This window comes from Lysinibacillus sp. NPDC097287 (genome assembly GCF_044761695.1).
GTDB lineage: Bacteria > Bacillota > Bacilli > Bacillales_A > Planococcaceae > Lysinibacillus.
On the sequence record NZ_JBIWCX010000010.1, the window covers coordinates 33710 to 50101 of the forward strand.

Annotated in this window: 15 protein-coding genes; 9 read left to right on the forward strand and 6 right to left on the reverse strand. The window is 37.5% G+C overall.

The features are described from left to right. Positions 1-13 precede the first annotated feature (13 nt). A complete protein-coding gene (locus ACIQ2D_RS14455) occupies positions 14-1378 on the reverse strand; it encodes a methyl-accepting chemotaxis protein (protein ID WP_402865171.1) in 1365 nt (454 codons plus the stop codon). A 167-nt stretch (positions 1379-1545) separates the two neighbouring features. Here ACIQ2D_RS14455 and rlmD point away from each other — a divergent pair, with 167 nt between their 5' ends. Continuing rightward, positions 1546-2910: a 23S rRNA (uracil(1939)-C(5))-methyltransferase RlmD gene (gene rlmD / locus ACIQ2D_RS14460; RefSeq protein WP_402865173.1), complete on the forward strand. Its 1365-nt coding sequence runs from the start codon at positions 1546-1548 to the stop codon at positions 2908-2910. A gap of 253 nt (positions 2911-3163) precedes the next feature. On the opposite strand, the gene ACIQ2D_RS14465 is transcribed toward rlmD, so the two are convergent. Next, on the reverse strand, positions 3164-3880 hold the full coding sequence (locus ACIQ2D_RS14465) for a 3-ketoacyl-ACP reductase (RefSeq protein WP_402865175.1): 717 nt from the start codon (positions 3878-3880) through the stop codon (positions 3164-3166). 213 nt (positions 3881-4093) lie between these two features. Continuing rightward, on the reverse strand, positions 4094-4612 hold the full coding sequence (locus tag ACIQ2D_RS14470; RefSeq protein ID WP_402865176.1) for a DJ-1/PfpI family protein: 519 nt from the start codon (positions 4610-4612) through the stop codon (positions 4094-4096). Positions 4613-4755: 143 nt separating this feature from the next. Here ACIQ2D_RS14470 and ACIQ2D_RS14475 point away from each other — a divergent pair, with 143 nt between their 5' ends. Together ACIQ2D_RS14475 and ACIQ2D_RS14480 are read left to right on the forward strand one after the other, a co-directional pair. Then, positions 4756-5136, forward strand: a complete 381-nt coding sequence (locus ACIQ2D_RS14475; RefSeq protein WP_402865178.1) for a winged helix-turn-helix transcriptional regulator — start codon at positions 4756-4758, stop codon at positions 5134-5136. Positions 5137-5813: 677 nt separating this feature from the next. Then, positions 5814-6782: a tRNA dihydrouridine synthase gene (locus ACIQ2D_RS14480; protein ID WP_402865180.1), complete on the forward strand. Its 969-nt coding sequence runs from the start codon at positions 5814-5816 to the stop codon at positions 6780-6782. Positions 6783-6948: 166 nt separating this feature from the next. On the opposite strand, the gene ACIQ2D_RS14485 is transcribed toward ACIQ2D_RS14480, so the two are convergent. Then, positions 6949-7377, reverse strand: coding sequence for a DnaA N-terminal domain-containing protein (locus ACIQ2D_RS14485; RefSeq protein WP_402865182.1), 429 nt, complete (start codon positions 7375-7377; stop codon positions 6949-6951). A 301-nt stretch (positions 7378-7678) separates the two neighbouring features. On the opposite strand from ACIQ2D_RS14485, the gene ACIQ2D_RS14490 reads away from it, so the two are divergent. Both ACIQ2D_RS14490 and ACIQ2D_RS14495 read left to right on the forward strand, forming a co-directional pair. After that, positions 7679-8956 carry an MFS transporter gene (locus ACIQ2D_RS14490; protein WP_402865184.1) on the forward strand — a complete coding sequence of 426 codons (1278 nt, stop codon included), beginning with the start codon at positions 7679-7681 and terminating at the stop codon, positions 8954-8956. Between the two features lie 389 nt (positions 8957-9345). Continuing rightward, positions 9346-10104, forward strand: a complete 759-nt coding sequence (locus tag ACIQ2D_RS14495) for an IclR family transcriptional regulator (protein WP_402865186.1) — start codon at positions 9346-9348, stop codon at positions 10102-10104. A gap of 61 nt (positions 10105-10165) precedes the next feature. Here the strand turns inward: ACIQ2D_RS14495 and ACIQ2D_RS14500 are convergent, their stop codons facing one another. Together ACIQ2D_RS14500 and pxpB are read right to left on the reverse strand one after the other, a co-directional pair. Then, positions 10166-11164 (reverse strand): 5-oxoprolinase subunit C family protein, encoded by a 999-nt coding sequence (locus tag ACIQ2D_RS14500; protein WP_402865188.1) that lies wholly within the window; start codon positions 11162-11164, stop codon positions 10166-10168. Then, complete coding sequence (gene pxpB / locus ACIQ2D_RS14505) at positions 11155-11895, reverse strand: 5-oxoprolinase subunit PxpB (RefSeq protein ID WP_402865190.1); 741 nt, start codon at positions 11893-11895, stop codon at positions 11155-11157. Before pxpB ends, ACIQ2D_RS14500 begins: the two co-directional genes overlap by 10 nt. 273 nt (positions 11896-12168) lie before the next feature. Between pxpB and ACIQ2D_RS14510 the strand changes: the two genes are divergently transcribed. From ACIQ2D_RS14510 to ACIQ2D_RS14525, 4 genes are all read left to right on the forward strand, one after another. After that, on the forward strand, positions 12169-12945 hold the full coding sequence (locus tag ACIQ2D_RS14510; RefSeq protein ID WP_402865192.1) for a LamB/YcsF family protein: 777 nt from the start codon (positions 12169-12171) through the stop codon (positions 12943-12945). Beyond that, entirely contained in the window at positions 12935-14188 is a 1254-nt protein-coding gene (locus ACIQ2D_RS14515) for an NRAMP family divalent metal transporter (protein WP_402865194.1), read from the forward strand. Before ACIQ2D_RS14510 ends, ACIQ2D_RS14515 begins: the two co-directional genes overlap by 11 nt. A gap of 61 nt (positions 14189-14249) precedes the next feature. Then, positions 14250-15041, forward strand: coding sequence for a putative hydro-lyase (locus tag ACIQ2D_RS14520; protein WP_402865366.1), 792 nt, complete (start codon positions 14250-14252; stop codon positions 15039-15041). 767 nt (positions 15042-15808) lie between these two features. Beyond that, positions 15809-16321: a YehS family protein gene (locus tag ACIQ2D_RS14525; RefSeq protein WP_402865196.1), complete on the forward strand. Its 513-nt coding sequence runs from the start codon at positions 15809-15811 to the stop codon at positions 16319-16321. The last annotated feature ends 71 nt before the right edge of the window (positions 16322-16392 follow it).

The window sequence follows — 16392 nt, forward strand, 5'->3', positions numbered from 1 at the left end:
TTTTTTTAAAATTTTATAGCTTAAATTTTTGTGCGAGTATTTGAAGCTCATGTGCATTTTTGCTGAGTTCCGTTGATACATCTTCTATCTGATGTGTTGTATTAGATTGTTCTTCTGTTGTTGCAGCGATTTGAGCAATATTTGCGGAAGTTTGCTCCGTATTATAGGAAATCTCATTGACTGAAGCTGATACTTCCTCTGCGCTTGCAGAAATTTGTTGGGACGTTGCAGAAATGTCTTCAACCTGATCTGTAATGGACGCAATATTAGTTGAAATTGTAGTAAATGCTTCTCCAGCATGTTCAATCATATGGACACCTTCTGTGACAGAATGTAGGCCATGTTTAACAGCTTGATCCACATTTTTAGCATCGGTTTGAATATCGACTGTTAGACGGACGATTTGCGTTGCAGATTGCTTAGATTGCTCAGCAAGCTTACGTACTTCATCTGCAACGATGGCGAAGCCTTTACCATGTTCACCTGCTCGTGCCGCTTCAATTGCAGCATTTAAAGCCAGTAGGTTTGTTTGTTCAGTAATTTCTGTAATGACGTTTGTGATGTGATTGATTTCTTCAGTCTGCTTATTCAACTTATCTGTTAGTTCTGAAACGAGCGCTGTTGAGTCGTGAATAACTTGCATTTGAGAGCGAGCCTTTTCTACGGTTTCAACACCATCTGATGCTGTATGTGAAGTATCCAGAGCGTTTTGGTGAAGTACTTGAGTAGATTCAGCAATGCGTTGAACGCCAGTAGCTGTTTCTTCCATTGCGAGTGCACTTTCCTTTGCTGCTGCAGTCATCGTTAAAGCCATTTTTGATGTTTGATTTATACGTTCAACAATATCTCTTGAAGCGGCGGACATTTCAGTTGTATTAGTTGATAATTGACTGGAGGAAACTGTTAAATCATTTGTGTTGGCTTGTATGTTTTGTATCACGAGCTGGAAATTTTGTTTCATTTTATTAAATGCATCGGATAAATCACCAATTTCATCATTTTTTTCATGATGATAATCTGGGATCGATAAATCGCCATCGGCAAGTGTTCTAGCGGCATCCCCCACACGTTTTAGTGGCGCTGTAATTTGACGACGTACATAAATCATCAAGAGTGTCGCTATAATAATTGTTAGCACAATACAACCAATGGCTATAAATATAGAAAGTGAGGCGATACTTTTGGTGCTAGTTACAATATGTTCGAGCTCATTTGGTACGTCTTTACCGATTTGCTGTTGCACAATATAATCATTAATGGTTGCTTCTACTTTTTCACCAACTCGATAAAATTGAACTGACACGGTAATAAGCGATATGTATATTATTGCAGATAATGTTAAAAAACCGACGTTCAGTCTTGTACGAACGGACATCATGAAACATCTCCTTGCGCTATTTTAGTATAATTATAGTACAAGCATAGTGTAAACTATTTCCAATAATATCACAAATGAATAGTTTTTCATGTAAAGCAATCACGTTTAGGAGATGACATTTCGTGTGTGCATGCTACAATAGAAGAATTGAAATGGAGGATTTACGTATGTCAGCACCTGTAAAGAAGAATGATCGACTAACAGTTTATATAGAAGATTTAACGCATGACGGCAATGGCGTTGCCAAAATCGATGGCTATCCGTTATTTATTCAAGGCGCACTGCCTGATGAAACAGCAGAAGTGCATGTTTTAAAAACATTAAAGAACTACGGCTTTGCCAAAATTGTAGAAATCATCACACCATCACCAGACCGCGTAGAAGCGCCTTGTGAATATTTCTCACAATGTGGTGGTTGCCAACTACAACATCTGTCTTACGAAGGACAGTTAAAATGGAAAGAGAACATGGTGCGTAATGTCATGCAGCGTATCGGCAAAATCGACGCGCCAGTATTACCGGTAAAAGGGATGGAAGAGCCCTGGCAGTACCGAAACAAAGCACAAATTCCATTCTCAACAGATGAAGCAGGACAAGCAATTGCCGGTTTCTACAAAACGAAATCTCATACAATTGTGGATATGGAACGTTGTCTGATTCAAACAGGTGAAGCGGATGCCATTCTTGCAGATCTGAAAAGAGAATTATCTGCAATCGGCATTCGTCCATATAATGAAGGAACACACGAGGGGATGCTACGTCATGTAGTTGTACGTAAAGCACGTGCAACTGGTGAGGTCATGGTCGTACTCGTGACAAAAAAGAAAAAGTTCCCTCAAGCAGAAGCGGCTGTTGCGACAATTCAAAAGCTTGTACCGAATGTCACATCAATCATGCAAAACATTAATAGCGATAAAACAAATGTCATCTTTGGTGAGGAAACATTGAACCTTTGGGGCAAAGATGTCATTATCGATACGATTGGTGATATTCGATTTGAAATTTCAGCGCGTTCTTTCTACCAAGTGAATCCAATCCAAACAGAAGTGCTATATCAGCAAGCGTTAGATTACGCAAATTTACAAGGGGATGAACGTGTCATTGATGCTTATTGTGGTATCGGAACAATTTCATTATTCTTAGCGCAAAAAGCAAAAGCTGTCATGGGCGTGGAAATTGTGCCACAAGCAATTGAAGATGCAAAACGTAACGCTGAGTTAAACGGCTTTACAAACACGTATTTCGAGGCGGGACCAGCAGAAGAGGTCATTCCACGTTGGTACGAAGAAGGTAAAGAAGCGGATGTACTTGTAGTGGATCCACCGCGAAAAGGCTGTGACGAGGCGTTGCTTACAACAATTCTAGAACAACGACCAAAACGTGTTGTCTACGTGTCATGTAACCCAGGTACACTTGCTCGTGACCTTCGTATTTTAGAGGATGGCGGCTATAAAACACAGGAAGTACAGCCAGTAGATATGTTTCCGCACTCGACACATTGTGAAGCAGTTGCATGGCTTGAACTAGTATAATAATTAAAGAGCAAATTTCCACTATAGGAAATTTGTTCTTTTTTATTAAAAAGGAGTAAAGGTATTTTTGTTGAAGTTGTTGAACGAGGCAAGTTAGTTTAATAAGCAATTATATTTGGTAGTCTGTCGAAGTAGTTATATGACTATCCAACAATTTAATCAAGATGAACAACGTATAAAGGTTGTTATTCTAAAAAAGGAAGACGCCTTCCCAAATACATCGGATAGCGCCTTGATATTTTGAATAGTTCTTTTATGGGTTCGTCGACCAAAGTCCAGCATGTTTCAATACAACACGTGGATGGAGTTTTAGCTGTGCGATCATTAAGTCTGCTAAATCTTCAGCCTGCATTACTTTTTCTGGATTGCCGTCTGTTAAGTTTAACTCAACAGCCATATCTGTTGCAACCGTACTTGGTGTTAACGTTGTAACGCGGATATTTTTCTTACGTACTTCAAGCATTAATGACTCACTTAGTCCGATAACTGCAGCTTTTGAAGCCGAGTAAGCACTTGTGATTGGTGCACCTTTTTGACCAGCTGTTGATGAGATATTAATGATGTCGCCTGTGTTGCGCTCGATCATTTCTGGTAATACCGCACGTGTTGTGTAGTACACACCTTTTACGTTGACATCGATTATATTTGTCCATTCTTCGGGTGTTAAGTCCATAAAGCTACCGAATTTTGAAATTCCTGCATTGTTTACTAAAATATCGATTGCACCTAGCTCGCCACGAATGGATTCAACCGCTGTGGTGATAGATTCTAAATCCGCTACATTTGCCGCAGCGATTGCTACCTTCACATTATACTGTTTAAGTTCCTCTTTTACTTGTTGTAAATTTTCAAGCGTACGTCCAACAAGACCCACGTGAATACCTTCTTGCGCAAAAGCAACTGCTGTTGCACGTCCAATTCCACGCCCTGCTCCTGTAATTAACGCCACTTTTCCTGCGATTGTTTGCATGTTTTCGCTCCTTTAGATGAATTAAAGTATAGTAAACTAAATATAAAGGCTAAATTTGATGAACCTGAAGTAAATTCTTCTCTATCGCCAATATACTAACAATTGAGCTTGTAAGTGTTGAAATTATTTAGTAGTATCGTTTAATATTAAATGCATAAATCAATGTTAATCGAGATTTCCTACTTCAATACTTCGTATGTTTAAATATAAGAACTAACTTAATGCTTCAACCAGGCTTTTTCCAAATTCTTTTGCACCATCTGGGCCATCGCCTGTAATAATATCATCATGTGCTACGACATGCTGTTCAACGTATTCAACGTTAAGCGTTTTTAATTCGTTTTTTTGTACGTCAAGCGGGTAACATGTTGCTTTTCGGCCAGTCAGTAAACCTGTTTTCGCTACAGTTACAGCTCCTGCACAAATTCCTGTTACAAGAACATTTTGTTTATGAGCTTGTTTCAAGTAGCTTAGTAATTCTTGGTTTCCCCATAAATAATCGTTCGTACCAGATCCCCCAATGACTGCGAGAGCATCATAATCAGTGGCTGACACCTCAGAGAAGATCACTTCAGCGTTTGTCTTGCCTTGATAGTCACCAGTAATTTCACCTTTTTTTGTGCTTGCAATGGTTACTTCGATCCCTGCATTTTCTAATGCTTCTTTAGGTTGAAATAGTTCGTCTTCATTAAATCGCTCTGGTGGTATAATTAATAAAACTTTGTTATTCATAAATGTTTCCTCCTGAAATATAAAAAAGATATTTTTTAAGACTGACTTCATTCTACCTGCGGTGATCTACCTTGTGAAGAATGCACTTTTTTGTGCGTAGGTTACCAAACGGTTACTTATATAAGAAAAGGAGTTACACCCCTATGTCAGACATATTAAGAAAAGAGATTAAAGAGAGAATATTAAATCAAGATTATCATTGTGCAAAAGAACTTACTTTATCGATTATTAGTGGAAAATGGAAAGTTGTTATTTTGTGGCATTTAGGTGTAGAAGGGACACATCGCTTCAGCGAACTTCAAAAGCTTTTCCCAAAAATATCTCATAAGATATTAACAAACCAATTACGTGAACTGATAGAAGATGGAATCGTTCATAGAGAAGTGTATCCAGAAGTTCCTCCGAAAGTTGAATATTCAATGACGGAACTCGGGATGACGTTATTACCAATCGTTGAGATGATGTATGACTGGGGAAAAAAGCGAATAGATCAAATTAAACAAGAAAATAATTATATTGAATAAAAAATCTCGGACTTATTCTTTACTTATGAAAGAAGACCCTAGATAGGAAGAAAAACAGAGGGGAATATTAAAATTCTTTCTTCCACTAACAGGGGATTTAGTTGAATAAGCAACAGTATAAGATTAATAAGAAATATAGGCTCGATTCCATTGAAATAGGAATCGAGCCTATATTTATACCCACCAACATCTTTGAGTTGCCACATACACTCCACACATTGTGAAGCGGTGGCTTGGTTGGGGTTAATATAATTAAACAGTTAAATGAAAAAGAAGATGGTTTAGTAGTCCGATAATGTACTTCTAAATAATCTGCTTTTGCTTTTACATTTCCGATATAAATCAAGCTACTATTGTGGGAGAAAATTGATCAAAAGTATAAAATGGAACCGTGATTTTTAATATTTTTCTTCCTTAGTGAAATATATCGTAGAAGAGGACATTATGTGCAGATAAATTAATAAAGCTAGGTTATACTTTAAAATGATTTAATACCTTTAGCTCGCAAACATTTATGGAATGTCCACAGATATACCTAATCCTATTAGGTATTGGTGGACTTAATCTATCAATTATTAAACATGGCATAAGTGTTAAAGGAATAGAAACATTTTAGTTATTAATTTAGGGAAGAGCGTTTGACTATGTACCCATAATGAGAGGATTTGAATTTAGATATGACAGAAAATTTTTGGGAGGATTTACCGAAACCGTTTTTTGTACTCGCACCAATGGAAGATGTGACGGATGTTGTTTTTCGCCATGTAGTAAGTAAAGCGGGTAGACCGGATGTATTTTTCACAGAATTTACAAACTCGGATAGCTATTGTCATCCAGAGGGCATGAAAAGTGTGCGTGGCCGTTTGATTTTTACAGAAGATGAACAACCAATGGTAGCACATATTTGGGGGGATAATCCCGAATATTTCCGTCAAATGAGTATTGGCATGGCGGAGCTAGGATTTAAAGGCATCGATATTAATATGGGATGTCCTGTACCGAATGTGGCAACGAGAGGGAAAGGTAGCGGTCTTATCCTGCGTCCAGATGTTGCGGCAGAACTTATTCAAGCAGCGAAAGCGGGCGGACTACCTGTCAGCGTGAAAACACGACTTGGCTATAACGATGTAAGTGAGATGGAGGAGTGGCTAACGCATATTTTGAAACAGGATATTGCGAACCTTTCTATTCATTTACGTACAAGAAAGGAAATGAGCCAAGTAGATGCGCATTGGGAGCTAATTCCGGAAATCAAAAAATTACGTGACCGTATCGCACCAAATACGCTACTAACAATCAATGGAGACATTCCTGACCGTCAAACTGGGCTACAGCTTGCTGAACAATACGGTATTGATGGAGTTATGATCGGGCGAGGTATTTTTAAAAATCCTTTTGCTTTTGAAAAAGAGCCAAAAGAGCATAGTAGTAAAGAGTACCTTGATCTTTTAAGACTGCAGCTTGATCTTCAGGATCAATATGCGGAAGCACTACCACGTTCAATCACAGGGCTTCATCGCTTTTTCAAAATTTATGTCAAAGGATTCCGTGGAGCTGGTGAATTAAGAAATCAATTGATGAACACGAAATCTACAGATGAAGTGCGTGCATTGCTCAATAACTTTGAATCAAACAATGTTGATTGACGATGGGCTGTAGAATGATGTAACCGCCAAAAAGTTAGAGCCTATTAAGCAGTAAATTGGCAGGAATGAATGCGGTATTGAACCCACCAGCACGACATACACTCTGCATATGTCGCATCTCATATAAAAAGAAGGCAACTAATCCTATAGGGAAGTTGCCTTTTTCTTATTTTATTTGTAACGGATCATCCAAAGGTAAGTTAATTTTAGCTTCTAATTTTTGTTCAAGAACTTGAATACGTTTCTCTAACTCATTAATTTTTTCTTGTTGCTTTTTTATTTGATTGGTAGGAGTATTCATTGAATCGTAAGTATGATCAGATTTTGAAGAGCTATTTTTTATGTTTACGCTTTCTACATTAGTAGCACTTACAAAGATGATTTCATATGATTGTTCAAATATTTCCTTTATGATTTCTGAAATCATATGTCCATAATGATTTTCTATCCAATCTCTAGCAAAAGAGTTAGGAGAAATAATAGTCAATGTATTTTCGTTTAGTTCAGCTTTTGTACTTTTAAACCACGTTTCGTAACTTGGCTTTGAAATGTTTTCTCTAATTTTATGTAAGACGTTCTCCCACAAAAACTCCATTTAATAATTACTCCTTTTGGTTTTATTTAAATAATATCCAACTCATTTTACAATAAATTAATTATTAAAACCAACTTATGCCGACATGTCCTAATAGCTAGTTATTCCATCAACGTCCCTTAACTTCAAATGTTACACGGCTTCAAAAGTGCATTTCGAACTTCACCAAATGCTCTATAGTGCGAGTAAAATATACTGAAAAAATTTCTAATTTAAATTAAAAAATAACTCTGAAAAACAGGGTTTTACCGTTACATGCATTCATATACATAGAGTAAAAGCTAATAGGGAGTAGAAATCATTGGACAAACAAAATAGCAAATACAGATGGATTGTATTTGTTTCTGTATTGTTTACTTATTTGTTAATGGCGAGCCAACGGACTGCTCCAGGATTGATTACAGACCAATTGATGAGGGATTTTCAAGTAACTGCATCAACGATTGGGTTATTGACGAGTATACAATTTTTTGTTTACACGAGTTTGCAAATTCCAATGGGGATATTGGCTGATCGTTATGGGCCAAACTTTTTTCTAATTATAGGTGCTACACTTACAGGTTTAGGTACAATCATTTATAGTCTTGGTGCACATGAATTGATTCTGTTTTTTGCCAGAATACTTACTGGCGTAGGGGATGCGACCATTTGGGTTAATATGGTGCTTATTTTGGCTCAATGGTTTCATAAAAAGGAATTTGTTCGATTAATTGGCCTGGCGGGCATGACAGGAAGTCTAGGTTTTTTATTAGCGACAGTACCTTTCTCTGCATGGATAGATTTACTTGGTTGGAGGTCAGCATTTTTCTCAGCGGGACTACTATTATGTTTATGTGGGTTACTTCTTTATTTTGTACTTGTAATAAGAACAAAACGAATATTTTTGGATGAGCCGGTAGTTGTAACAGAAGAAGTACAACGTGAAAAAACATTAGTTTTACTACGAAGGATTTTTTCAAGTCGGCAAGCATGGGCTCTATTTTTTTGTCATTTTGGCGTAGTCGGCGGTTATGTAGGGTTTATCAGTTCTTGGGCAGTACCATATGGGATGAATATGTATGAAATGACACGCTCAGATGCAAGTCAGATGATTATGATCGGTCTTATCGGGGCACTTATTGGAGCTCCTCTAACTAGTTGGATTTCAAGCCGGTTAGAAACAATAAAAAGGCCCTATATTGTCGTTCATATTACTGTTTTATTGGGGTGGTTTTCATTCCTTTTATGTAATGGACATCCGCCATTGTTCTTGTTAATTATCCTGTTCTTTATCATTGGCTTTGGATATGGGGCAAGTGCATTAACCTTTGCAGGTGTACGTCAATCTTTCCCTATAAAAGAATCTGGCATTGTTTCTGGATTTGCGAATACTGGTGGCTTTCTAAGTGCTGTCTTGCTACCAATCATTTTTGGATTTATATTAGATCATTTCCAAACTACTTCGGGCAATCAAGCTGATGGTTATTATTATGGTTTCATAATACCAGTTATCTTCTCCATAATTGGCTTGATTGGAGTGACTTCATTTAAGGAAAAGCGTCAGGTAGCAGAGCATAAAACGAATATCCGCACATCTTAACTGGTATATTGTGAAGCGGTGGCATGGTTGTAGTTAAAGTGATAGCTGAGAGTTAAATCTCTAACATTTAAAACAAACCGCTGGCATCAGCAAAGTAAAATCTCGGTAATTCAGGAAACAACGATAAGCAGGAGTAAAGAGCTTGGACGCAAAGCGGCCATTCTTTACTCCTGTTTTTTATGTCCTTTTAACGTGATTTACAAGGTATACAAAAACAGTAAGAAGTTAGGTATAATTATATAATTGAGAAAAGGTATGAGGGGTTCTACGGGCTCTTGAAATTTGAATAAAGAATGATTAGAAAAGTCACCGAAGGCATTAAATTATAATTGGTAGAAGGTACATTATGATTAGATTAAAGCTTGTAACGAAAGGAAGACAAACCTGAATTGACAAATAAAAATAAAACGGTTGTCCGTTCAATGGACATCTTAAATCTATTTATCGATCATACAGAACTGTCATTTCAAGAAGTAATTGAGTTATCTGGAATTCCTAAAACTACTGCTTTCCGCATGTTAAAATCATTAGAGGAAATGGAGTTTTTGGAAAAGGGGTCTGATGCAAAATATAGGTTGGGTATTCTCTTCCTTAAATTTGGGCACCTAGTTTCCATACGTTTGGATGTACGGAAAATTGCATATCCGATTATGAATGAGTTACATAATGATGTAAAAGAAGCGGTTAATTTAATTGTTCGTGATGGTAACGAAGCTATGTATATTGAGAAAATTGATACGAAGCAAAAAGTCCGACTCTATACGGCAATCGGTAGAAAGAGTCCGCTTTATGCAGGGGCATGTTCTCGGGCAATCTTATCCTTTTTACCGGAGGCTGAAATAAAGGACTATCTCGAATCGATAGAACTTGAATCATTTGCAATGGGGACGATTACTGATATGGAACGTCTTTATGAAACGGTTGTACAAGCGAGAGAACTTGGCTATACAATCAGCCGTTCAGAATTAGAAAATCATACATCTGCTATTGCAGCACCGATTTTCAATCATAAAGGGGAAGTCATTGCAGCGATGAGCATAGCAGGATTAGAAACCAATTATCAAGGAGAAAATGTTGAAGTCTTCGTTGAGAAACTGAAGAATGTTACCGCAGAGATTTCCAAACAGTTGGGTTATGAACAGCATTAAAAAAGGTGTCTCAAAAGTCATTTGAGACACTTTTTTTGAGCTGAAATCACTCGTTTTTCACTCACAGTTGATGTAACCTTTTTAAACGAAGTCCAAATGCCAATTCGTTCATTTCTTTCTCTTGATGAATTAATGCCCTTTGCGCTTCTTCAAGCGTGACCTCTTTAAAATATACCTGACCATTTGTTTGCATTTGTGCTAAGGACGGTAAATCCGCAGAAATCACTTGGCCTATTTTAGGATAGCCACCAGTCGTTTGACGATCCGCCATTAAAATAATGGGTTGTCCATTAGAGGGCACTTGAATTGTTCCAAACGTAACCCCTTCGGATAATAATTCAAACGGCTCTTTTAATTGGATGTCTTCTCCTTCTAATCGATAGCCCATTCGATCTGAGTGTGTTGAGATGGTGTAATGCGTTGAAAAAAATTTTTGTAAACTTTCTTCATTAAAACGCTGATATTCAGAGCCCCTGATAATGCGGATTGTTTGAGTTTTGTTAAATGTAACAAAGGGTGCGTAATAAACTGACCAAGAAAGGTAAGTGTCTTTCTTTAGTAATTGATTAAAAAGATCCTCGCCTGACTCTGTTCGTTTATTGCATTCAAAAACATCATTCTTTTGCAGTCTTCTACCTTGAAAGCCACCAATGCCAGCACGTATGTAGGTACTTTTACTACCCATCACTTCGGGTACTTGAATGCCGCCACTAAATGATACATAGGCGCGGCTGCCACTAATCGCAGCATTAAATTTTAAAGTAGATCCTTTTCGAATTAAAAGTGGTTGCCACATTGGTACTTCTTTTCCGTCTATTGTAGGTTGTAGATTCCCACCTGTAATTGCAATTAGTTCATCACTTTCAAATAAAAGGCTAGTGCCAAAAAGTGTCACTTCAAGAGCGCCTTCTCCTTCAGAATTTTCAACGAGTAAATTGGCAATTCGTAAGGAAATTGAATCCATCGCTCCTCCTACGATAACACCAAACTTCTGTAGTCCATATCTTCCTAAGTCTTGAATGGTTGCCAGCATACCCGGCTGTAATACCTTTACGCCCATACTTTCATCTCCCAATCGCTTGTATATTCCTCCAATGAAATTGGTACAAATTGAATTCGATCGCCCGGTTGCAATAAGGTCGGAGGAGATTGTTCAGGTAGAAATAAACGAGAAGGTGTTCGTCCAATGATCTGCCATCCACCCGGTGTTTCTAATGGGTAAATCCCTGTTTGACTTCCCGCAATTCCAACAGATCCAGGAGCAATTGCTAAACGTGGCGTTTCTTTACGCGGTGTTGCAATTTGCTTGTCCATGCCGCCCATAAAAGGGAAACCTGGAGCAAAGCCTAACATATAGACAAGATATTCCGTGGAAGAGTGGATTTTAATGACTTCACTAGGAGTTAAACCATTATAAGATGCTACAAATTCTAAATCTGGTCCCATCTCACCACCGTATACTACAGGTATTTTTACAATACGATCAGTCGTCGTTTCAGTTCTGTGAAATTGGTTCATTAAGGAAATAATCGTTGTTTTCACATTTTCGTAAGGCGTTTTTACACCTTTTTCTAAATTTGAAAAGTAGACATTAATCGGATTGTAATAAACCGTCACATTGTTATAGGCAGGCACGGCCTCAACAAATCCACTAAATGGATGATTCTCTAATAAATTTAGTATATTTTTTACTTTCGTATGTGTTACCTCATTGATTCCTTCGCCCACTTGAATGACAAGTGCAGAATCGCTCAAAGGTCTTATTTGTACATTTTCTTTTAAATTTGGCATGAAAACCACCTCCTTAAGTTTCATAATTCGGTATGTAGGTTTTAAATAACGGATTATTAATATTATATTTTAAGAATAAACAAAAACAAGCTGAATCTTAATAAAAGTGAAAAAATTGTATTATTTCTTAAGATTTAAAATTTATTCTTTCCTACGATAATAAAATATGCTAAAATTTTTTTACATTTCAAAACTGAAGTTCCGAATATCGGTACCAAATATTTGGAAACGCATTCATTATAATGCGTTAGTGAAAAGAAAGTGGGGAAGAAGATGTTTCGTGTTGATTTGAACTGTGATTTAGGGGAAAGTTTTGGTCGTTATCAACTTGGAGAGCAAGAGGAAATCTTAAAATATGTAACATCTGCTAATATTGCATGTGGCTTTCACGGTGGAGATCCAACGGTTATGCGTGAAACCGTTAAGTTAGCGATTGCTAATGGTGTGAAAATTGGCGCACATCCAGGATTACCGGATTTAAATGGCTTTGGACGACGTGAGATGAATATCACGCCACAGGAAGCCTATGATATGGTCGTTTATCAAGTGGGGGCATTACAAGGTTTTTTAACAATCCACAATGAAACGATGCAGCATGTTAAGCCACATGGAGCACTTTATAATATGGCGGCTAAAGACGCAGCAATTGCTGAGGCAATCGCACAAGCCGTTTATGATATTTCACCTTCAATTGTGTTATTCGGTCTTTCGGGTAGTGAATTAACAAAAGCTGGAGAGAAAATTGGGCTTCAAACGGCTCATGAAGTATTTGCAGATCGCACTTATCAGCAGGATGGTTCGTTAACATCTCGCAAACAACTGGATGCATTGATTACCGATAACGGACAAGCTGTCGGGCAGGTTGTGAAAATGGTGAAAGAAGGAAAAGTATTGTCACAGCAACAAATCGAAGTCTCATTACAGGCAGATACAGTTTGTATTCATGGAGACGGGGAACATGCTGTTGAATTTGCGAAAGATATTCATGCTAAATTAACGGAGCAACAAATATCTGTACGTGCAATCAAGGAGGAACTCAATGGGAGCTAATAAAATCGAAGTTACTGCAAAAGAAATCGAGCACAAGAATAAAAGTAAGTTTGTGAAGAAAACAGCGAGTAAAAGTGTATTACTAGGCGCTGCATTTTTAATGGCTACCTCATCTATCGGACCAGGTTTTTTAACACAAACAACAATATTTACACAGCAATTAGCTGCTAGTTTTGGGTTTGTCATTTTAATTTCTTTAATTTTAGACATTGTCGCTCAGGTTAATGTTTGGCGAATCATCGCTGTTTCTGGTTTGCGTGGGCAAGAGATTGCCAATAAGGTATTGCCAGGGCTAGGTGTTGTCCTTGCCATCATGGTCGTTATAGGCGGTTTAGCATTTAATATAGGGAACGTTGCTGGAGCGGGTCTAGGGTTAAATGCCATGATTGGTTTAGATCCGATTACCGGAGCAATAATAAGTGCACTATTTGCCGTTTTTATCTTTGTCTATAAAGAAGCAGGGAAGGCAATGGACAAAGTAGCGCAAATGGCTGGTGGTATTATGGTTCTACTAATGCTATTTGTTGCTTTTAAAACTACACCTCCTGTAGGTGAAGCGATTGTAAGTACCTTTATGCCTCAAGAAATTAGCTTATTTGCGATTGTGACTTTGGTTGGTGGATCAGTTGGAGGATATATCATCTTCGCTGGTGGTCACCGCCTTTTAGATGCTGGCATTAAAGGCGAAGAATCTTTACCCGAAGTAACAAAAAGCTCAGTGACAGGGATTGTGATTACAGGTGTGATGCGAATTGCATTATTCCTAGCAGTTCTTGGCGTAGTTTCACAAGGTTTAGCGATTGATCCTGCTAATCCACCTGCATCTGTTTTCCAACTTGCCGCGGGTGATATTGGCTATCGCATGTTTGGTATGATTATGTGGGCTGCAGCGATTACTTCTGTTGTAGGTGCGGCTTATACATCGGTTTCTTTTATTCGTTCATTCCATCCAAAGATTGAAAAATATCATAATTGGGTGATTATCGGATTCATCCTTGTTTCAACAACAACTTTTGCCTTCATCGGACAGCCTGTTAATGTGTTAATTATTGTTGGAGCAATAAATGCACTGATTTTACCATTAGCACTTAGTATTATGTTGATTGCGGCACATAAAAAAGACATTGTGGGTACATATAAGCATCCTCGTTGGTTAACTGTGACTGGCGCAATCGTAGTTGTTCTTATGGGATATCTAAGCGTTGTCACACTAACGGAACAAATACAAAAATTATTTAGTTAATCAAACAACCATCCATGAGCATCTAACCATGGATGGTTGTTTTACAAGGAGCGAATTGATGATGACTACATATAGCACTATAGAGCCAAATGAAATACGTAAACTTATTCGAGATCAAGACATAACAGGACCAACTTCTGGCATGTCAATTGGATATACACAAGCAAATTTAGTGATTTTAAAGAAGGAACATGCCTTTGATTTTCTATTATTTTGTCAGCGAAATCCAAAACAATGTCCGTTATTAGACGTGACAGAACCGGGATCATTTATACCAGCTACAATTTCAAAAAATGCAGATATTCGCAAGGACATTCCGAAATATCGTATATATCGTGATGGTGTTTTTACAGAGGAAGTATTAGATATTACGGATTATTGGGAAGAAGATATGGTTGGATTTTCAATTGGTTGTAGCTTTACATTTGAAACACCGCTTCTTGAAGCAGGTATTCCAATTAGACATATCCAAGAAAACTGCAATGTACCAATGTATAAAACGAATATCCCATGTGTGAAAGCAGGGATGTTTGAAGGACCAACTGTTGTAAGCATGCGTCCAATGTCACCAGAAGATGCGATTCGTGCGATTCAAATTACCTCACGCTTTCCAACTGTACACGGTGCACCAATACATATCGGTAGTCCAGAACAAATTGGGATTACGGACATTTCAAAACCAGATTTCGGTGATGCCGTGTCCATTAAGGCAGGAGAAATACCTGTATTCTGGGCGTGCGGCGTAACACCTCAAGCCGTGGCAATGGAAAGCAAACCTGCAATTATGATTACGCATGCACCAGGTCATATGCTAATCACAGATATTAAAGAAACAAGTTTAAGCATCCTTTAAGAGATGTTCGAAGACGTCTATTTATTTTCTTCATCAATGTAAAGCTCACCAAGTCATTTTGGTGGGCTTTACACATTGGTGAAAAACAATTACATCAATAAATTCTTTGTGTATGAGAGTTTAGTCAAGGCCCCATTGATTTCCGTTACAGGCGGCGCTTTCCAGGGGGCGAGCCTTGAGCCGCTTCGTCGCCACGCTCCTGCAGGGTCTCAAGTTGCTTGCTGATCCCCTAGGAGTCGCCGCCTTCCACTCCAATCAACTAGATTTTTATTAAGATAAAGTTATATCATGCTCGTAGGTAATTGTAAGCGGCAGACCTTATTCAGAAATTTTAGAAGTACCATCTTTTTTAGTAAAATACACGCTACTCTTGAAGTAACGAGCTTGTGTTTTTGCTGATGCCTACATTTTTAAGACAGATTTATTCAGATGACTTTTATGGATAAGATACTTTTCTTGTCGGTTGCAATTCTACTGTAAAGATAATCATGATAATTATCTGAGGTATTGCATTGAACTGGAGGAAACGGGTGCTATAATAGGTACTGATAATGTACTTGTTGCCAATCATCTTCAATTTGAATTGATGTTTATTCCAATGTTGGATGAGATGATTGCTTCCAGAGTATAAAAATATAAAAGCAATCGAACACTAATATCTCTGTAGATACAAAAGCAATCATGACAACTGATTGTTTTTGTTATTTTGAAATATGGTATTTATAGTACCAAGATGTGATTGGTGAATTTTATTTGGAGGTTTATAAATGGATAATAACGATATTTTAATTAGAGTGCGCTATGCGCTAGATATAAAAAATCAAGATATGATTGAAATCTTTAAACTTGGTGGGATTGAAGTTACAAAGGAAGATGTGCTTAAGATTCTAACTAAGTCAAAAGAAGAATTTGATGATGTTGAAGTTGAGGAAAATGGCGATCAAATCAAATGCAACAATAAGATGCTAGAGGCATTTTTAAATGGCTTAATCACGTTTAAACGAGGAAAACAAGAAGAAAGACCAGGACAACCTCAAAATCCAGAACCAACTGTTCAAAAATCAGATAATGTGAATAATATGTTGCTGAAGAAATTAAAAGTAGCATTACAATTAACGACAGAAGAAATGCTGGATATCCTTGATGACGGTGGTATAGCTGTATCAAAAGGCGAATTAGGCGCTATTTTAAGAAAACCAGGGCATAGAAACTATAAAGAATGCGGCGATAATTTCGCGCGTAAATTTTTAAAAGGTTTAACTATAAAATATAGATCATAAAAGTAAAGTTAATCGTAAAAAAGAACGGATCCCAATAATCGGAATTCGTTCTTTTGTTTTATTTAATTGTA